This window comes from Streptomyces sp. NPDC052040 (assembly GCF_044548405.1).
Classification (GTDB): domain Bacteria; phylum Actinomycetota; class Actinomycetes; order Streptomycetales; family Streptomycetaceae; genus Streptomyces.
This window is the reverse complement of record NZ_JBIUBV010000020.1, coordinates 94,338-111,963: the sequence shown is the minus strand read 5'-3', so window position 1 is coordinate 111,963 and position 17,626 is coordinate 94,338. Positions and strand designations below refer to the sequence as shown.

The 17,626-nt window shown below is 71.8% G+C and carries 15 protein-coding genes and 2 pseudogenes; 9 read left to right on the top strand and 8 right to left on the bottom strand.

All coding sequences use genetic code 11. The features are described 5' to 3' along the window. Positions 1–357 precede the first annotated feature (357 nt). Complete coding sequence (locus tag ACIHAA_RS28880; protein ID WP_399822236.1) at positions 358–999, bottom strand: DNA-3-methyladenine glycosylase; 642 nt, start codon at positions 997–999, stop codon at positions 358–360. Between the two features lie 178 nt (positions 1,000–1,177). Between ACIHAA_RS28880 and ACIHAA_RS28875 the strand changes: the two genes are divergently transcribed. The 3 genes from ACIHAA_RS28875 to ACIHAA_RS28865 all read left to right on the top strand — a co-directional run bounded on the left by ACIHAA_RS28875 (position 1,178) and on the right by ACIHAA_RS28865 (position 3,320). Then, positions 1,178–1,963, top strand: a complete 786-nt coding sequence (locus ACIHAA_RS28875) for a sporulation protein (RefSeq protein ID WP_399822234.1) — start codon at positions 1,178–1,180, stop codon at positions 1,961–1,963. Positions 1,964–2,109: 146 nt separating this feature from the next. Then, positions 2,110–2,649 (top strand): YbhB/YbcL family Raf kinase inhibitor-like protein, encoded by a 540-nt coding sequence (locus tag ACIHAA_RS28870; protein WP_399822232.1) that lies wholly within the window; start codon positions 2,110–2,112, stop codon positions 2,647–2,649. A 164-nt stretch (positions 2,650–2,813) separates the two neighbouring features. After that, entirely contained in the window at positions 2,814–3,320 is a 507-nt protein-coding gene (locus ACIHAA_RS28865; protein ID WP_399822231.1) for an HNH endonuclease, read from the top strand. Positions 3,321–3,390: 70 nt separating this feature from the next. Here ACIHAA_RS28865 and ACIHAA_RS28860 read toward each other — a convergent pair whose 3' ends face one another. The 3 genes from ACIHAA_RS28860 to ACIHAA_RS28850 form a co-directional block, all read right to left on the bottom strand. Then, positions 3,391–4,341 (bottom strand): SPFH domain-containing protein, encoded by a 951-nt coding sequence (locus ACIHAA_RS28860; RefSeq protein ID WP_399822229.1) that lies wholly within the window; start codon positions 4,339–4,341, stop codon positions 3,391–3,393. 131 nt (positions 4,342–4,472) lie between these two features. Next, on the bottom strand, positions 4,473–4,901 hold the full coding sequence (locus tag ACIHAA_RS28855) for an NfeD family protein (RefSeq protein ID WP_399822227.1): 429 nt from the start codon (positions 4,899–4,901) through the stop codon (positions 4,473–4,475). A 79-nt stretch (positions 4,902–4,980) separates the two neighbouring features. Further along, positions 4,981–5,778 carry an ABC transporter ATP-binding protein gene (locus ACIHAA_RS28850; RefSeq protein WP_399822225.1) on the bottom strand — a complete coding sequence of 266 codons (798 nt, stop codon included), beginning with the start codon at positions 5,776–5,778 and terminating at the stop codon, positions 4,981–4,983. Between the two features lie 151 nt (positions 5,779–5,929). On the opposite strand from ACIHAA_RS28850, the gene ACIHAA_RS28845 reads away from it, so the two are divergent. Further along, positions 5,930–6,712, top strand: coding sequence for a hypothetical protein (locus ACIHAA_RS28845; RefSeq protein WP_399822223.1), 783 nt, complete (start codon positions 5,930–5,932; stop codon positions 6,710–6,712). A 284-nt stretch (positions 6,713–6,996) separates the two neighbouring features. Here the strand turns inward: ACIHAA_RS28845 and ACIHAA_RS28840 are convergent, their stop codons facing one another. The 3 genes from ACIHAA_RS28840 to ACIHAA_RS28830 all read right to left on the bottom strand — a co-directional run bounded on the left by ACIHAA_RS28840 (position 6,997) and on the right by ACIHAA_RS28830 (position 9,187). Continuing rightward, entirely contained in the window at positions 6,997–7,245 is a 249-nt protein-coding gene (locus ACIHAA_RS28840; protein ID WP_399822221.1) for a chaplin, read from the bottom strand. Positions 7,246–7,407: 162 nt separating this feature from the next. Next, on the bottom strand, positions 7,408–8,049 hold the full coding sequence (locus ACIHAA_RS28835; RefSeq protein WP_399822219.1) for a response regulator: 642 nt from the start codon (positions 8,047–8,049) through the stop codon (positions 7,408–7,410). Next, positions 8,042–9,187 carry a GAF domain-containing sensor histidine kinase gene (locus tag ACIHAA_RS28830; RefSeq protein ID WP_399822218.1) on the bottom strand — a complete coding sequence of 382 codons (1,146 nt, stop codon included), beginning with the start codon at positions 9,185–9,187 and terminating at the stop codon, positions 8,042–8,044. Before ACIHAA_RS28830 ends, ACIHAA_RS28835 begins: the two co-directional genes overlap by 8 nt. Positions 9,188–9,383: 196 nt before the next feature. Here ACIHAA_RS28830 and ACIHAA_RS28825 point away from each other — a divergent pair, with 196 nt between their 5' ends. The 3 genes from ACIHAA_RS28825 to ACIHAA_RS28815 all read left to right on the top strand — a co-directional run bounded on the left by ACIHAA_RS28825 (position 9,384) and on the right by ACIHAA_RS28815 (position 12,270). Further along, a complete protein-coding gene (locus ACIHAA_RS28825) occupies positions 9,384–10,079 on the top strand; it encodes an SDR family NAD(P)-dependent oxidoreductase (RefSeq protein ID WP_399822216.1) in 696 nt (231 codons plus the stop codon). Next, complete coding sequence (locus ACIHAA_RS28820; protein WP_399822214.1) at positions 10,076–11,272, top strand: S-adenosylmethionine:tRNA ribosyltransferase-isomerase; 1,197 nt, start codon at positions 10,076–10,078, stop codon at positions 11,270–11,272. The genes ACIHAA_RS28825 and ACIHAA_RS28820 overlap by 4 nt, the downstream gene beginning before the upstream one ends. A gap of 296 nt (positions 11,273–11,568) precedes the next feature. Further along, a complete protein-coding gene (locus ACIHAA_RS28815) occupies positions 11,569–12,270 on the top strand; it encodes a transglycosylase SLT domain-containing protein (RefSeq protein ID WP_399822212.1) in 702 nt (233 codons plus the stop codon). Positions 12,271–12,354: 84 nt separating this feature from the next. On the opposite strand, the gene ACIHAA_RS28810 is transcribed toward ACIHAA_RS28815, so the two are convergent. Beyond that, positions 12,355–14,910: an FHA domain-containing protein gene (locus ACIHAA_RS28810; protein ID WP_399822210.1), complete on the bottom strand. Its 2,556-nt coding sequence runs from the start codon at positions 14,908–14,910 to the stop codon at positions 12,355–12,357. 228 nt (positions 14,911–15,138) lie between these two features. On the opposite strand from ACIHAA_RS28810, the pseudogene ACIHAA_RS28805 reads away from it, so the two are divergent. After that, a pseudogene (locus tag ACIHAA_RS28805) lies at positions 15,139–15,761 on the top strand (streptophobe family protein); the annotation flags it as partial. 162 nt (positions 15,762–15,923) lie between these two features. Then, positions 15,924–17,452, top strand: a pseudogene (locus ACIHAA_RS28800) (streptophobe family protein); the annotation flags it as partial. Positions 17,453–17,626 lie beyond the last annotated feature (174 nt).

Genomic DNA, 17,626 nt, shown 5'->3' with positions numbered 1-17,626 from the left:
CTCAAGGAACGGACGCTTCCTTTGTACTCACCCGAGAGACTCTCTCAGGCTTTCCTCCGGGCGCTTCCCTTCGGTGTTTCCGACTCTATCAGATCCTTTTCGATCCGATTCCCTGTCGGCGGGATTTGCCTTGGGCTTCGGGCTTTCGCCCCCGGCCTTTCGACATTCACTACGTTAGCCGATTCTCGCCGGGACTCATAATCGAGGTCCGAGAGTTTGAATTCGGGCATGCGAGCATGCCGAATTCGCCCTCTGCGAGAGGTGACGTGAGTAGTGGGTTGGCCGCCTCCGGCTGCTGGCTGAACGCCATACCCGGTCAAGCGGCTCGGGCTACATTACGCATCCCCCAGGGCCGCGTCAACTTCGGCGACGACGGGGCGTATGGGCCCGATAGGGGCTCACCGTGGGGTCGTTGGCGATCCAGAAGCGCCAGGGGTGCACGGCACCGTCTCCGGAGACTCCGGTGCGCGGACCGCTCCGCACCTGGTCGGAGGGGACCGGGGTGCCCGTCAGTATGCGCAGGGGGGTCTCCCCCGGTGCGCAGGCGTCCGTGCCGTCGAGTGCGCGGTCCACGTCCAGCGCCGTCGCCAGACGTGCCGGGCCTTTGGCCAGTTCCTTGTCATGACGAGCCGAGAGCCTGCGGGTGCGGGCCGACTCGGCGCCCTCGGTGATCTCCCCGGCGCGCAGCAGCACCGCACTGGCACTCCCCTCCGGGCCGCACACCAGGTTCATGCAGTGCCACATGCCATAGGTGAAGTAGACGTACACATGGCCGGGCGGGCCGAACATCACGTCATTGCGGGGGGTGCGGCCGCGATAGGCGTGGGAACCGGGGTCGTTGGGGCCGTCGTAGGCCTCGACCTCGGTCAGGCGCAGTTCGATCGGGCCGTCCGGGGTGGTGCGGACGAGGATGCGGCCCAGCAGGTCGGGGGCGACCTCCAGCACGGGCCGGTCGAAGAAGTTCCTGGGCAGGGGCGTACGGTCAGGGGTCGCGATCACGGCGTACGAGCGTAGTCCAGGCGGGTGCGTACCAAGGGGTGGTCAAAAGTCCCCGCCCTTGGAAGGGTGAGGGCACGGAACCGGCCCGGGGCCGGATCGCGTGTAGCGGGATCAAGGTTCCACGTACGCGTGCACGATGCGGGACGGCGGATCGTATGCCGTCCGGGAGGGAAGTTTCATGGGGTTCAAGCGACTGCTCGCGAGCCTGGGGGCCGGCGGGGCGTCGGTGGAGACGGTGCTCGCCGAGGTCAATGTCGTACCGGGCGGCGTGGTCCAGGGTGAGGTGCGGATCCAGGGCGGTTCGGTGAACCAGTCGGTCGAGGGTCTGAACGTGGGGCTCCAGGCCAAGGTCGAGGTCGAGGGGCACGACGACACCGAGTACAAGCAGGACATCGAGTTCACCAAGGTGCGTCTCGGCGGTGCCTTCGAGCTCCAGGCCGGTGCCGTGCACGTGGTGCCGTTCGGTCTTGAGATCCCCTGGGAGACCCCGGTCACCATGATCGACGGGCAGGCGCTGCGCGGGATGCACATCGGGGTGACGACGGAGCTGGAGATCGCGCGTGCCGTGGACTCCGGGGATCTGGACCCGGTCCATGTGCATCCGCTGCCGGCCCAGAAGGCCATCCTGGACGCCTTCATCCAGCTGGGCTTCCGCTTCAAGAACGCGGACATGGAGCGCGGTGTGATCCGGGGGACGCGGCAGCGGCTGCCGTTCTACCAGGAGATCGAGTTCTTCCCGCCGTCGCAGTACCGCGGTCTGAACCAGGTGGAGCTGAGCTTCGTCGCGGACGAGCGGGAGATGGACGTCGTCCTGGAGATGGACAAGAAGCCGGGGCTGTTCAGCGAGGGCAGCGACTCCTACCGCGCCTTCACGGTGGGTCTGCACGACTACCGGACCACGGACTGGCCCGGTTATCTCCACCAGTGGCTGTCGGAGGTCGGCAGCAAGCGCAGCTGGTTCTAGGGCCTGTCTGACAATTCCCGTCTGGCCCACGACGTCATGCACGCACTCTCGCCGCAGGCCCGCCCTTCGGGCGACGACGCGAATTGTCAGACAGGCCCTAGGCTCTGCACGGGAACCTGATGATCCACTGATTGGGAGGTACCGAGGTGACCGAGCCGAAGAGGCGGCCCCTGCCCCATGACTTCCATCCGCCCGTGCCGTCGTTCACGGTGACGAGTGAGGATGTCGAGCCGGGGGCCACGCTCAAGGACGCTCAGGTCCACGCGGCCGGGAATGTGTCGCCGCACCTGCGCTGGGAGGGCTTCCCGCCGGAGACCAAGAGCTTCGCCGTGACCTGCTACGACCCGGACGCCCCGACGGGCAGCGGGTTCTGGCACTGGGTGCTGTTCGACATCCCGGCGTCGGTCACCGAGCTGCCCGCGGGCGCGGGCGGCGGACAGTTCGAGGGGCTGCCCGCGGGGGCGGTGCATGCGCGCAACGACTACGGGTCGAAGGACTTCGGTGGTGCCGCACCGCCGCCCGGGGACGGGCCGCACCGGTACGTGTTCACCGTGTACGCCGTCGACCAGGAGAAGCTGGGTCCGGACGCGGACGCCTCTCCCGCGGTGGTCGGCTTCAATCTGCGGTTCCACACGCTGGGGCGCGCACAGCTCATCGGTGAGTACGAGGTCCCGGCCGAGGGCTGATGCCCCCGATTGAAGCCTGACGTTCATTGAACGTTTGCCCGCCTCCGGTCCTGGAAGTGATCGGAGGCGGGCATTTTTTATTGCGTTGTCCATCTCGGCGCGCCCGTCCAGAGTTGATCCAAGCCCGCCAGGGAGTGGGCAGGTGCACACGGGAGGTGGGCTGGATGCGTGACACGCTGGTGCTGAACGCGAGCTTCGAGCCGCTGTCGACGGTGACACTGAACCGAGCTGTCGTTCTGGTGCTCCAGGACAAGGCCGTCGTCGAACAGGCCCACCCCGAGCTGCGGATGCGGGGTGCCGATGTCGATATACCGGCGCCCCGTGTCATTCGGCTCTGCCGCTATGTGAGGGTGCCGTTCCGAAGACAAGCGCCGTGGTCGAGGCGGGGTGTGCTGGTCCGGGACCGGCACAGATGCGCCTACTGCGGGCGCCGGGCGACGACTGTGGACCATGTGGTGCCGCGGTCGCACGGCGGCGCCGACAGCTGGCTGAACACGGTGGCGTCCTGTGCCGAGGACAACCACCGCAAGGCGAACCGGACCCCGGAGCAGGCGGGGATGCCGCTGCTGCGGCAGCCGTTCGAGCCGACGCCCGCGGACGCGATGCTGCTGGCGCTGGGACACGACGAGCTCGAGCCGCTGCCGGAGTGGCTGGGACAGCCTGCCGCCTAGCCGGCCCGTACGGCCGTGGGGCCCGCCTCCCGAAGGAGGCGGGCCCCACGGCCGTAGGGGCGCTGTGCGGTCAGTCGATGGGGGGCCGTTCGCGGCGCTCGGTCGCGGTGCCGGAGGAGGCGCCGCCATTGCCCGAACCGCCGCCCAGCGAACCGAAGTTGCCCATGGCGCCGGAGAGGCCCTTCAGGGCGTCGCCGATCTCGCTGGGGACGATCCAGAGCTTGTTGGCGTCGCCCTCGGCGATCTTCGGGAGCATCTGGAGGTACTGGTAGGAGAGCAGCTTCTGGTCCGGGTCGCCCGCGTGGATGGCCTCGAAGACCGTACGCACGGCCTGGGCCTCGCCCTCGGCGCGCAGGGCCGCGGCCTTGGCCTCACCCTCGGCGCGCAGGATCTGGGACTGCTTCTCACCCTCGGCGGTGAGGATGGCGGCCTGTCGCGTGCCTTCCGCGGTGAGGATCGCGGCGCGCTTGTCACGGTCGGCACGCATCTGCTTCTCCATCGAGTCCTGGATGGAGGTCGGGGGCTCGATCGCCTTCAGCTCCACGCGGTTGACGCGGATGCCCCACTTGCCGGTGGCCTCGTCGAGGACGCCGCGCAGTGCCGCGTTGATCTCCTCGCGGGAGGTCAGGGTGCGCTCCAGGTCCATGCCGCCGATGATGTTGCGGAGCGTGGTGACGGTGAGCTGCTCGATGGCCTGGATGTAGCTGGCGACCTCGTAGGTCGCGGCCCGGGCGTCGGTCACCTGGTAGTAGATGACGGTGTCGATGTTGACGACCAGGTTGTCCTGGGTGATCACCGGCTGCGGCGGGAACGGGACGACCTGCTCGCGCAGGTCGATGCGGTTGCGGATGGAGTCTATGAACGGGACCACGATGTTGAGGCCCGCGTTCAGGGTGCGTGTGTAGCGGCCGAAGCGCTCGACGATGGCCGCGCTCGCCTGGGGGATGACCTGGATCGTCTTGATCAGGGCGATGAAGACCAACACCACCAGAATGATCAGGACGATGATGATCGGTTCCATCGTGAGTCCCCGTACCCTTCTCCGCCTCGGCGCCTGTGGAAGATCTTATGGTTGTTGAAGATCTTGCTGGTCGAGTCTGACAGACCGTCGCGTCCCTCGTGGTCCGTTCGGCCGACTTACGTCCTACAAGGTCACATCACAATCGCCGTGGCTCCGTCGATGTCCACGACATCCACTTCCTCGCCCGGCTCATAGGTGAGCCCGCCGTTGAGGGAGCGCGCCGACCAGACCTCTCCGGCGAGCTTGATGCGGCCGCCGTTGCCGTCGACGCGCTCCAGGACGAGGGCCTGCCTGCCCTTCAACGCGTCGATTCCGGTGGCGAGTTCGGGCCGCTGGGAGCGGTGGCGCGCGGCGATGGGCCGGACCACGGCGATGAGCGCGACGGAGACAAGGGCGAAGACGGCCACCTGGGGGACGGCGTCGCCGCCGAGGGCGGCGACCACGGCGGCCGCGACGGCGCCCACGGCGAGCATGCCCAGCTCCGGCATCGCGGTGATCACCAGCCCGATGCCGAGCCCGGCCGCGCCGACCAGCCACCACACCCATGCGTCGATGTCCACATGGTCATGGTAGAGCCGGGGTCCGGTCGCGGACAGGGCGCCGTCGGGGAGCACAAAGGCCCCTCGGGGGCGTCCGGGGTCAGGACAGGGGCAGACCGCGGGCGGTCCAGCGCTCACCGGCCTGCTCCACCACCAGGGGGAGGCCGAAGCAGCGGGAGAGGTTGCGCGAGGTCAGCTCCAGCTCCAGCGGACCGGCGGCGAGCACCTTGCCCTGCCGGATCATCAGGACATGGGTGAAGCCGGGGGCGATCTCCTCGACATGGTGGGTGACCATGATCATGGAGGGGGCGATGGGGTCCTGGGCGAGGCGGCCGAGGCGGCGTACGAGGTCCTCGCGGCCGCCGAGGTCGAGGCCGGCCGCGGGCTCGTCGAGGAGCAGCAGTTCCGGGTCGGACATCAGGGCGCGGGCGATGAGGGTCCGCTTGCGCTCACCCTCGGAGAGGGTGCCGAACTTCCGGTCCAGGTAGTCGCTCATGCCCAGGCGGTCGAGGAAAGCGCGGGCGCGCTGCTCGTCGATGTCCTCGTACTCCTCCTGCCAGCCGGCCGTCATGCCGTAGGCGGCGGTCAGCACGGTCTGGAGGACCGTCTGCCGCTTGGGGAGCTTCTCGGTCATGGCGATACCGGCGACGCCGATGCGGGGGCGCAGCTCGAAGACGTCGGTGCCGGGCCTGCCGAGGGTCTCGCCGAGGATGGTGGCGGTGCCCGCGGTCGGGTAGAGGTAGCTGGAGGCGACGTTCAGAAGAGTGGTCTTCCCGGCGCCGTTGGGGCCGAGGATGACCCAGCGCTCGCCCTCCTTGACCGACCAGGAGACCTCGTCCACGAGAGCCCGGCCCTCGCGGACCACGGATACGTCTTCCAGCTCCAGAACATCGCTCATGGGCGCGTTGTCTCCCCTTGCAGTGTGGCCGGTGTCGGCTCTCGCGTACGCCTGTGGGCGTGGTCCGCCACGCCGGTGGGCGGGGCCCCCATGAAATCTACGCCACTGGTTGCCCGGTCGATTCCATAGGTCCGGTCCGTAGGGTGGGGGCATGCTCTCGGAACCACGCTCAGGTCGGCTGGCCGCTTGGGGAAATGCCCTGTTGGCCGGATTTGTCTCGCCGGATGATGCCGCCTCCGCCATTGCCGGGGAGGACGCGGTGCACCGGGTGGAGGGTCTGCCGGACGAGTCGGCGCCCGTCGGTCTCACCTTCGCGCTGGGCCGGCTGCGCAGGCTCGGGGTGGTGGGGCTGCGGGTGGCGCTGCCCGCGCCGGGGCATCCGCTGGGCCTGAGCGGCCCTCCGGAGTTCAACGCGCGGGCGCTGGAGGCCGAGGAGGCGGTGGTGTGCCACGGGGCCGCCTTCGGGCTGGTGCCGGAGGTCTTCGAGGCGGGTCCGGACGGCGATGTGCATGCCGAGGTGGTCTGGCACTGTCTGCCGGTGCGGGAGGCTCCCCCGGCCGATGTGCCCTCGCTCGGAGAGGCCGAACGGGAGCTGGCGGAGGCGCTGCGCGAGGCGACGGAGGTGCTGTCCCGGCTGGATGTGACGGGGTCGGGACCGGTGGCGGAGGCGGCGATCGACGCCTACCGGGCGCGGGCGGAGCGGGGACGGGAGGTGCTGGCTCCGGGGTATCCGCCGCGGGCGGTGCGGGTGCTGGAGCTGGCGCAGCGGGTGGGGCTGCTGATCTCGGTCGCGTACGAGGAGGGGCACGGGGGTGCGGTGAGCGCCTCGGAGATGGGGGCCCGCGCCGAGGCGCTGCGGCCGGTGGAGCGGACCGCGCGACGGGCGCAGGTGGCGGCGTACAACTCCATGGTGGAGCAGCGGGAGATGCGGTGACCGGTCAGTACGTCGCCCATCGGCCCGTCGCCCATCGGTTTGTCGGGGGACGGGCCGCCTCCCGGGAGTGCGGCCCGGGAGGCGGACCGGCGGGCGCCGTGCCCTCAGCCGCCTGACCCCTCAGCTGTCTGGCTCGTCAGCTGTCTGGCTCCTCAGCCGCCCGGGCCCTGAGGGCCCGGAGTGCCCCAGCGGCCGGAGCCCCCCCCCGTGGTCGGAGCCCCCGTGGCCAAGGGCCCCAGTGATCGAGGACCCTCGGTGGTGGAGGGGCCGCCGCGGTCGGGTCCTCAGTGGTTGAGGCCGAGGTTGCCGAAGGCCGGGTTCAGGGCGCCGATCACGTTCACCGTGTTGCCCACCGCGTTCACGGGGACGTGGACCGGGGCCTGGATGACGTTGCCCGAGACGACGCCCGGGGAGCCCGCGGCCTTGCCGAGCGCGTGCGCCCCGCCCTCGCTGGCGGAGGCGAGTCCGGCGCTGGCGGCGATCAGACCGCCGGCCACCATGGTCACCGCTGCGGCCTTCTTCAGGTTCTTCACTTCCAGGTCCTCCTTGCGATCACTGCGGCAGGTCCGCAGCACGCCTGGAGAACGCCCGGGGCGGGGCGGGGGATGCGCCATCCGGGGGACATACACCCGACGGTATGAATCTCATCCTGGAGGGAGACGTTCCGGTTCGCCCGGTGGCCCGGGCCGGGCGGTTCAGCCGGTCGCGCCGTGGCGGACGGCCCACAGCGCGGCCTGGGTGCGGTCCGCCAGGTCCAGCTTCATCAGGATGTTGGAGACATGGGTCTTCACGGTCTTCTCGGAGAGCACCAGCGCCCGGGCGATCTCCCGGTTGGAGCGGCCGTCGGCGATCAGGCCCAGCACCTCCCGCTCCCGCTCGGTGAGCGAACCGCCCCTGCCCTGCCCGGAGTTGGCCTCTTCCTGGGAGAGCAGCACACCGGCGACCTCCGGCTGGAGCAGGATGTGTCCCGCGTGGACGGACCGGATGGCCCCGGCGAGGGCGTCGGGGTCCACGTCCTTGTACACATAGCCCGCGGCTCCCGCGCGCAGGGCCGGGACCACCGTGCGCTGCTCGGTGAAGCTGGTGACGATCAGCACCCGCGCGGGATGGTCGAGTTCGCGGAGTCTGCGGAGCGCGTCGACCCCGTCCATCCCCGGCATCTTGACGTCCATGAGGATCACGTCGGGGGCCAGCTCCTGGGCGAGGGCGACGCCCTCGGCGCCGTCGGAGGCCTCTCCGACGACCTCGATGTCGTCCTGCACCTCCAGGAAGGTGCGCAGACCGCGGCGGACGACCTGGTGGTCGTCGACGAGCAGCACCTTGATCGCATCAGCCACCAGGGACCTCCATTTCGATGGTGGTGCCCTTGCCGGGCGCCGATTCCACGGTCAGCGTGCCGCCGACCCCGCTCGCCCGGTCGCGCATGGAGACCAGGCCCAGATGGCGCCCGGCCCGGCGCACGCTCCGGGGTTCGAATCCGCCCCCGTCGTCCATGACCCGCAGGACGGCTCCCGGACCGCGCTTCTCCAGGGTGACCTCGACCCGTTCGGCACCGGAGTGCCGCAGGGCGTTGTGCAGTGCCTCCTGGGCGACGCGCAGCAGCGCCTCCTCCTGGGCGGCGGGCAGGGCGCGCACGCCCCGGCCGGTGAAGGTGACGCGTGCGGTGTGGGCGCGGTCGAGGACCTGGACCTGGGCGCGCAGGGTGTGGACGAGGCCGTCCTCGTCGAGGGCGGCGGGGCGCAGTTCGACGACGGCGGCGCGCAGTTCGTCGGCGGCCTCGGCGGCGAGCGCTGCCACCTGGTGCAGCTCGCCCTTGGCGCGCCGGGGGTCGCGGTCGACCAGGGCGGCCGCCGCCTGGGCGGTGAGCCGCAGGGAGAAGAGCTTCTGGCTGACCGAGTCGTGCAGTTCATGGGCCAGCCGGGAGCGTTCCTCGGCGATGGTCAGCTCTCTGCTGCGCTCGTAGAGGCGGGCGTTGGTGAGGGCGATCGCGGCGTGCTGGGCGAGGATCGACAGCAGTTCCTCGTCGTCCTCGGTGAAGCCGCAGCCGCCCTGGGGCCGTGGGCACCTCTTGTTGGCGAGGAAGAGCGCTCCGATGATCTCGTCGCCGTCGCGGATGGGCAGACCGAGGAAGTCGGACATGTCGGGGTGGGCGTCGGGCCAGCCCTCGAAGCGCGGGTCCCGGCGGACGTCGGCCAGCCGCTCGGGCTTCGCCTCGTGCAGCATCGCGGCCAGGATGCCGTGCTGGCGGGGCAGTGGGCCGATGGCCTTCCACTGCTCCTCGGTGACACCGTCCACCACGAACTGGGCGAAGCCGCCATGGTCGTCCGGGACGCCCAGGGCCGCGTACTCCGCGTCGAGCAGCTCGCGGGCGGAGGCGACGATCGTCTTGAGGACATCGCGCACCTCCAGGTGTCTGCTCATGGCCAGCAGCGCGGAACTCACCGCGTACAGGCCCGACCGGGGTCCATGGCTCATGGCCTCACCGTACCGGCGAGGTGTGACGGTGCGTATCCGACCGGCGGCCGCGCCCCTCTGGGTCGCTGGGCCTAAGGCCAAGGGCCCCGCCCGTCTGCGGCCTGCGTCCGAGGCGGCCCGGGGGGCGCCGTTCCTACGGTGAGGCGGTCGCCGATCTCCGGCGGCGAGGGACGTACGGGGAGAAGGGAGAGCCGCCATGCCGGTTGCGATCATCACGGGGGCTTCGAAGGGGCTGGGGAGGGCGCTGGCCGCGGCCCTGGCGAAGCGCGGCTGGGACCTGGTGCTGGACGCCAGGACCGCTCCGCTGCTCCAGGACGCGGCGCGGGCCCTGTCGGCGCACGGGACGCGGGTGGCGGCGCTGCCGGGCGATGTCACGGACGCGGGGCACCGGGCCGGTCTGGTGGCGGCGGCGCGCGGGCTGGGCGGCGTGGACCTGCTGGTGCACAACGCGAGTGCGCTGGGCGCGGAGCCCCTGGTGCCGCTCGCGGAGCTGGGGCTCGACGGGCTGCGGCGGGTGCTGGAGGTGAACGCCGTGGCCGCGCTCGGGCTGGTGCAGGAGGCGCTGCCGCTGCTGCGGGCCTCGACGGCGGGGGCGGTGATCGCCGTCACGTCGGACGCGGCGGCCGGGGCGTATGCGACCTGGGGCGGCTACGGCGCCTCCAAGGCGGCGCTCGACCTGGTGGCGGCGGTGCTCGGGGTGGAGGAGCCGGGGCTGCGGGTGTGGGCGGTCGACCCGGGGGACATGGCCACGGACCTGTATGCGGCGGCGGTGCCCGGCGATCCGGCCCCGCGGCCCGCGCCGGAGCTCGTGGTGCCCGGTTTCCTGCGGCTGCTGGACGAGCGTCCGGCGAGCGGGCGTTTCGGTGCGCAGGTCCTGGTGGCGGAGCGGTGAGCGCGGCGCGGGTGCCGCTGGACAGCGGTGTGTCCGGGCTGCGGGTGCCCGGGGAACTGGCGGCGCGGGTGCCGGTGGAGCAGCGCGGACCCGGCCTCGACCGGGACTCCGTGCGGCTGCTGGTCTCACGCGGGTCCGAGGTGGCGCACCACACGTTCCGGGAGCTGCCGGGGCTGCTGCGGGCCGGGGACGTGCTGGTCGTCAACACCTCTCCGACGCTGGCGGCCGCGGTGGACGGCACGGCCGGGGGCGCGCGGGTGGTGGTGCACTTCTCCACCCGCGGTGACGACGGGCGCTGGGCGGTCGAGCTGCGCGAGCCGGACGGGCGGGGGACGACGCGTCCGCCGGGGCCGGGGGCGCGCGGCGGGTCCGCGGGGCGGGAGGTGCGGCTGCCGGGAGGCGCCCGGCTGGTGCTGGAGGAGCCGCTGTCGCCGGAGGGGGACCGGTTGTGGTGGTCCCGGCCGTCTGACCCGGACGTGCCGGGGCTGCTGGCCCGGCACGGGCGTCCGATTCGCTACTCCTACACGGAGCGGGACCAGCCGTTGTCGGCGTATCGGACGGTGTTCGCGCTGCCGTACGGCGACGGGGCGGGCAGTGCCGAGATGCCGAGCGCGGCGCGTCCCTTCACCGCGCGCATGGTGGCGGAGCTGGTGAGCCGGGGGGTGCAGTTCGCCCCGGTGACGCTGCACACCGGGGTGGCGTCGGCGGAGGCGGGCGAGCCGCCGTACCCGGAGCGTTTCGCGGTGCCGGAGGCGTCGGCGCGGCTGATCAATGCGGCGCGGTCGCGGCGTGCCGGTGGCCGAGTGCCGCCGGGGAGGGCCGGGAGCGGGGAACGGGCGGACGGCGGGGACGGGCCGGGCGGCCGGGTGATCGCGGTCGGTACGACGGCCGTGCGGGCGGTGGAGTCGGCGGCGGGCGCCGACGGTGTCGTACGGGCGCGGGAGGGCTGGACCGGCCTGGTGGTGACGCCGGAGCGGGGGGTGCGGGTGGTCGAGGGGCTGCTGACCGGGCTGCACGAGCCCGGGGCGTCGCATCTGCTGATGCTGGAGGCCGTCGCGGGCCGGGCCGCCGTCCGCCGTGGCTACGAGGAGGCGCTGGCCGGGCTCTACCTGTGGCACGAGTTCGGCGACGCCCACCTCCTCCTGCCGGAGGAGACGGCTCACACAGAGCATTGCTCCAGCAACTATTGGTGAGATGCGGGCTGTCGGGATGTGAGGCCGCGCATAGGAGCCACATCACGTACGAAGGGATATAGGAGATATAAAGGCCCGCGATGAACGGGGCAGACGCTCCAGTCTGTCCCGTTTTGCCCGTCCTCTTTCCACTATCCCAGGTCGTACGTCACACCTTTGCCAGGGGTTTTTGCGCCCGCTAAGAATTGCTCACGTCGCTCGGCGCCGTGGGCATGACCCGCGGCGCTTGTGCTGGAACACCTGTCCTTCCGCCGGCACCAGAGCGGCCTCCGAGCTACACAAAGAGGTCCCTCACCATGCCCAAGATCACCACCACTCTTCGTGCCCGTAGTCGTGACCTGACCAAGACCCACAAGCTGTCCGCCGCCGGTGTGGCGGCCCTCGGCTGCTGCGTCCTCGCGGTCACCGCGGCGCCCAGCGAGGCACAGAGCCCGGCCCACGCGGCCCCCGCCGCCGCGTCCGCCCCGGTGGCGCTGGGCAACAAGCCGGCCAAGGAGATCAAGGTCGCGGTCACCGACCAGAAGGCGGCCCAGTCGCTGAAGGCCGAGGCCGTCGCCGCCCAGCAGAAGAGCGTCAACGAGGCCGCGGTCAAGAAGGCCGTCCAGCAGCGTTCGGCCCAGCAGGCCGCCAACCGTTCCGCCGAGCGCCCGCAGGCCGCTCCCGCCCCGCGTGCCTACGCCAACAACCTCGACGGCTGGATCCGCGAGTCGCTCGACATCATGGCCAAGAAGGGCATCCCGGGCTCGTACAACGGCCTGTACCGCAACATCATGCGGGAGTCCTCGGGCAACCCGATGGCGATCAACAACTGGGACATCAACGCCCAGAACGGCATCCCGTCCAAGGGTCTGCTCCAGGTGATCCCGCCGACCTTCAGCACGTACCACGTCGCGGGCACGTCCTGGAACATCTACGACCCGGTCGCCAACATCACCGCGGCCTGCAACTACGCCGCGCACCGCTACGGCTCGATGGACAACGTCAACAGCGCGTACTGAGGTCGGCGCGGACCTCTTCTCGCCTGGAGCGAACGCAAGGGCGGCACCCCTCGGGGTGCCGCCCTTCCGCGCGTCCGGGGACGGCTACTTCCGCATGACCTCGGGCTCGTGGCGGCGCAGGAAGCGGGCCACCAGGAAGCCGCAGAGCACCCCGAGCACGACCAGGGCGGCCATGTCCAGGCTCCAGGCCGCCGCCGTGTGGTTCCACAGCGGGTCGGTGCTGGTCGGGTCGTCCGTGTTGGGGGCGATGTTGTTGAAGTCCAGCGTGGTGCCGGCGGCCGCGACCGCCCAGCGGGACGGCATCAGATACGAGACCTGGTTGACGCCCATCGTGCCGTTCAGCGTGAACAGACAGCCGGTGAACACGACCTGGACGATCGCGAACATCACCAGGAGCGGCATCGTCTTCTCGGCGGTCTTCACCAGCGAGGAGATGACCAGGCCGACCATCATCGAGGTGAAGCCGAGCGCCATGACCGGCAGGCACAGCTCGAACAGCGTGGCGTGGCCGAGAATCAGGCCCCGGTCGGGGATCTCCCGGCTGGAGAAGCCGATCAGGCCCACCATCAGGCCCTGGAGCACGGTGATCACACCGAGGACGACCACCTTGGACATCAGATATGCCGAGCGGGACAGGCCGGTGGCCCGCTCCCGTTCGTAGATGACCCGTTCCTTGATCAGCTCGCGGACCGAGTTGGCGGCGCCCGCGAAGCAGGCGCCGACCGCGAGGATCAGCAGGACCGTGGTGGCCGTGCCGTTCGGGACGTGCAGGCCGGTCGTGCGGTTGACCGCCTTGTTGACCAGCAGGCCCTTGTCGCTGTCGATCAGCAGGCTGACCGCGCCGAGCACCGCGGGCAGGATCACCGTCAGCGCCAGGAAGCCCTTGTCGGAGACGATGACCGCGACATAGCGCCGGACCAGGGTGGCCAGCTGGGAGAACCAGCCCTGCGGTTTGATCGGCCTGATCGCCTGCGGCGGGGAGACGTCCACCGGCTGCGGGGCCACGGCGTCGATGTCCGCCGCGTACAACTGGTAGTGCTGGGAGCCCTTCCAGCGTCCCGCCCAGTCGTAGTCGCGGTAGTTCTCGAAGGCGGAGAAGACATCGGCCCAGGACGCGTAGCCGAAGAAGTTGAGCGCCTCCTCCGGCGGCCCGAAGTAGGCGACGGCCCCGCCGGGTGCCATCACCAGGAGCTTGTCGCACCGGGCCAGTTCGGCCACGGAGTGGGTGACGACGAGCACCGTGCGGCCGTCGTCGGCGAGGCCCCGCAGCAGCTGCATCACATCGCGGTCCATGCCCGGGTCCAGGCCGGAGGTCGGCTCGTCCAGGAAGATCAGCGAGGGCTTGGTGAGCAGTTCCAGGGCCACCGAGACCCGCTTGCGCTGGCCACCGGAGAGGGAGGTGACCTTCTTCTCCTTGTGGATGTCGAGCTTCAGCTCGCGCAGCACCTCGTCGATCCGGGCCTCGCGCTCGGCACCCGTGGTGTCGGCAGGGAAGCGCAGCTTGGCCGCGTACTTCAGGGCCTTCCTGACGGTCAGTTCCTTGTGCAGGATGTCGTCCTGCGGAACCAGGCCGATGCGCTGGCGCAGCTCGGCGAACTGCTTGTAGAGGTTGCGGTTGTCGTAGAGGACGTCGCCCTGGTCTGCGGGGCGGTAGCCGGTCAGCGCCTTCAGCAGGGTCGACTTTCCGGAGCCGGACGGGCCGATGACCGCGATCAGCGACTTCTCCGGGACACCGAAGGAGACGTCCTTGAGGATCTGCTTGCCGCCGTCGACGGTGACGGTCAGATGGCGGGCGGAGAAGGAGACGTCGCCGGTGTCGACGAACTCCTCCAGCCGGTCGCCCACCAGGCGGAACGTCGAGTGGCCCACGCCCACGATGTCGTTCGGCCCGAGCAGCGCCGAGCCGCCCTTGCCGATGGGCATGCCGTTGACGAAGGTGCCGTTGTGCGAGCCCAGATCGCGGATCTCGCAGCGGCCGTCGGGCGTGGCGTGGAACTCGGCGTGATTCCGCGAGACCTGGAGGTCGGAGACGACGAGATCGTTCTCCAGCGCGCGGCCGATGCGCATCACCCGGCCGAGGGCGAGCTGGTGGAAGGTGGTCGGGCTGCGGTCGCCGTGGACCGGGCGGGCCTCCGCGTCATCGCCCGGGCCCTGCTGCGGGATCCGGGCGGCCGGTGCGGGGGGCGTCGTCCCCGGGCTCTGGGCGGGCACCCGCTGCGGAGCCTCCGGCCGAGGGGCCTGCTGCCCGGCTGCCCCGGCTGCCCGGTCGGCCCCGGCGCCCCGGGCCGCGTACGGCTGCTGCCCGGGTGCGCCCTGCGGGACCCCCGCCGGGGCCGCCGCGCCGGACAGCTTCAGGTCCGGACCGTCGGTGGCGTTGCCCAGGTGCACGGTCGTGCTCGCGCCGACCTCCAGCCGTTGCATCCGGCTGCCCTCGACGAAGGTGCCGTTGGTGCTCCCCCGGTCCTCCAGGACCCAACTGCTGCCGTTCCAGCCGATCGTGGCGTGGCGCCAGGAGACCCTGCCGTCCTCCAGCACGATGTCGCCCTGCGGATCGCGGCCGACGGCGTACGACCTGGACCCGTCGAGCGTCCAGGTGCGTCCATTGAATTCCACTACGAGTTCAGGCACTCCATGCCCCACTGAGTTGTCCCCCGGAATACCCCCGTCACGGGGAGTGTAGGGATGTCGAACATCGGGAGGAACTATTTCAGGCTCGGCACTCTGACCGAAAGTCGGGCCTTGCGACGGGCGCGAACGGGTGCCTGGACGCGCGCCGTTGACGGAGGCGAAACCCGGCCGGAGAGTGGTAATCCGACGCGAGGCGGACATCCGCGGCTCGTTGCCGCGGCGCGGACCGGGGGACCGGCGATGGGCTATGAGGCCGTGGACGACCGCAGGGGACTGCCCTGGACGGATGTGCTGCTGTCCGCGATCGCCTCGGTGAGCTGGGCGTTGACCGGGATGGCGGGCACGGCGGCGCTGGGTCTGCATCTGCTCCGGGCGGATGCGGTGGCCTCGCTCGGGCCGCTGACCGCGGCCGTGGTGGGCTGGGGGCGAACGGGTCGGTCAGCTCGTCCGGGGAGGTGTCCGCCTTCGATCTGAAGGGGGCCGAGGCGACCACTGCCGTCGAGATCACGCCACTGGGCGTGGGCCTGGTGGGTGCGCTGCTGCTCTCCTGGTGCTTCCTGCGGTCGCTGCGCACCGCCCCAGGGACGGTCACCGTCTCCGAACTCCTCGTCCGGGCGGGCGCGGTGGTGGGGCTGTTCGTGGCGGTACTGGGCGGCCTCGCCTGGGCGGGCCACGATGTCGTCACCCTCGACGTCGGCTCGCCCGGACTCGCCGGGCTCGACCGGCTCCCGGGCGGCGGCGGGGGCCCGGGACCGGGGGACCTCGGCGGGCTGCTGTCGGGCCGGATCGGGGGCCTGGTGCGGGCCAGGGCCTCGGTGGGATTCGGCGTCGACACGGTGCCCACCCTGCTAGGGGCTTTCGTTTGGATCGGGCCGAGTCAGGGAGCGGGGTCTGGTGCCGTGCATCGCAAGGCGGAGGAGGGCGTCATGGCGGAGCCATGGCAACCGACGACAACGCCGCGAGGCGCGGTGCCAGACCCCGCGAGCCCGGCATGATCCACACGAGGAGGCCCTAGGAGCGCGCTCTGGGCGGCCGGAGTCCTTCTCGTCGCGCTGCTCGCATCCCGGCGCGCCCCCCTGCCGCCGGGCTGGGAGGCCGTGCACCGGGTGGTGCGCCCTGCCGTCTCGGCCCTGGTGACGGTGGCGCTGGTGGCGGTGGCCGCAGGTCTCGCGGCGGCGGTCTGGGCGGCGGTCCGCGACGCGCATCCGGCGCGGATCGCGGGGGCCGCGCTGCTCGGCGCGCCCAACGGGGTGTGGCTGGGCGTCCCGCTCGGCCTCTTCGTGCCCTGGGACGGCAGGGCCACGGGCCGCTGGCGGCCCTGCTGCCGGATCCGCTGGACCGGCTGCTCGCCGGGCAGCCGGGGCGGCCGGTGACGCTGGGGCGGCTGGCCGCGCTGGACGGCAGGGTGTGGCTGCTGGCGGTCGCCGCGGCGCTGCTGATGCTCGTCGCCGGGGTGCTGACGGCGGCACGTACGCCGCCGGTACGGGCCGGGGGTGCCGCGGATGTGCCGGGTGTAAGGGCCCCGGGTCCCCTCCGCTTCGCAGGGCAGTGCGCGCTGCGGCTCGGGGCCGCGACGGCGGTCGCACTGGCGCTGCTGGTGCGGCTGACGGAGGTGTCGGGGGACGCCGGGCTGTCGGTGTTCGGATTCGACGCGTTCGGCGCGGGGGTCGTGCTGGACGGGCATCCGGGCACGGCGCTGCTGCTGGGGGCGGTGTGGGGCGCGGGGGCCGGGGCGGCCGGGGCCCTGCTGGCCTGGCCGTGCGGGGCGGCGGGAAGCCGGGCGGCGCCCCTGGCACGGGGTGACAGGGTGCCGGGGTCGCCGCCCACTCCCCCGCGCCCGACTTCCCTGCCCGGACCGCCGTGCCCGGCACCGCGGTCCGGCCCCTCGTGCCCGGCACCGCGGCCCGGTCCCTACGCTCCGAGCAGGCCCTACCGTCCGCCGAACCCGGATACCAATCCGTATCTGCGGCTGCCGGAGGAGTTCCGGGGACCGGAGGGGGCGCGGGAGCCGGAGGAGTTCCGGGGACCGGAGGGGGCGCGGGAGCCGGAGGACGCGCGGGAACCGGAGGGGGCGTCGGTACCGGAGGACGCGCGGGAACCGGAGGGGGCGTCGGTACCGGAGGGGGCGCGGGTACCGGAGGAGTTCCGGGGACCGGAGGGGTCCCGAGGGCCGGAGGGGTCCCGGGAACCGGAAGAGTCCCGGGAACCGGAGGACGCGCGGGGACCGGAGCACGCGCGGGGACCGGAGGACGCGCGGCCGGGAGCGACCGGCCGCAGCCCGCGGTCCGCGTCTGGCGAGGTGAACGACGCGCCCACGGTGATCGGGCCGCTGGAGTCGCCGCACCGGGGGCACGGGCGGGCCGGGCCGCCGACGCGGGGGCGGCCCGCCCCCGGAGATCCCCCGCCGGGCCGTCCTCGGGAGACCCCGCCGCCCTCGGGTCCTGGGCTGCCCCCGCCACCACCCGGGGACCCGGGGCCTCCACCACCGCCCCGGTTTCCACCGTCGCCGCCGATTCCGCCGGGGCGGCACGAACGGCACGGGGACCGTGACTGATGACGGACCGACAGGGGCACCCGGGTGGGCCGCAACGCCAGTCCGCCGAGGTGCCGCGCGGCGCGCGGACCGCTGCACCGCCGTGTCATACCGTCGCCGTCGGTCAAACCCTTCGTCACCCGACCGCCATCCACTGTTCCGTGTCCGGTGGACGGACCGGGCACGCGGGAGGCA

Bases quoted from the DNA above. Each gene is read 5' to 3' on its own strand.
- ACIHAA_RS28845 (WP_399822223.1), top strand. From the start codon at position 5,930: ATGCTCTCGGAACCACGCTCAGGTCGGCTGGCCGCTTGGGGAAATGCC.
- ACIHAA_RS28875 (WP_399822234.1), top strand. From the start codon at position 1,178: ATGGGGTTCAAGCGACTGCTCGCGAGCCTGGGGGCCGGCGGGGCGTCG.
- ACIHAA_RS28850 (WP_399822225.1), bottom strand. From the start codon at position 5,778: ATGAGCGATGTTCTGGAGCTGGAAGACGTATCCGTGGTCCGCGAGGGC.
- ACIHAA_RS28860 (WP_399822229.1), bottom strand. From the start codon at position 4,341: ATGGAACCGATCATCATCGTCCTGATCATTCTGGTGGTGTTGGTCTTC.
- ACIHAA_RS28825 (WP_399822216.1), top strand. From the start codon at position 9,384: ATGCCGGTTGCGATCATCACGGGGGCTTCGAAGGGGCTGGGGAGGGCG.
- ACIHAA_RS28815 (WP_399822212.1), top strand. From the start codon at position 11,569: ATGCCCAAGATCACCACCACTCTTCGTGCCCGTAGTCGTGACCTGACC.
- ACIHAA_RS28830 (WP_399822218.1), bottom strand. From the start codon at position 9,187: ATGAGCCATGGACCCCGGTCGGGCCTGTACGCGGTGAGTTCCGCGCTG.
- ACIHAA_RS28865 (WP_399822231.1), top strand. From the start codon at position 2,814: ATGCGTGACACGCTGGTGCTGAACGCGAGCTTCGAGCCGCTGTCGACG.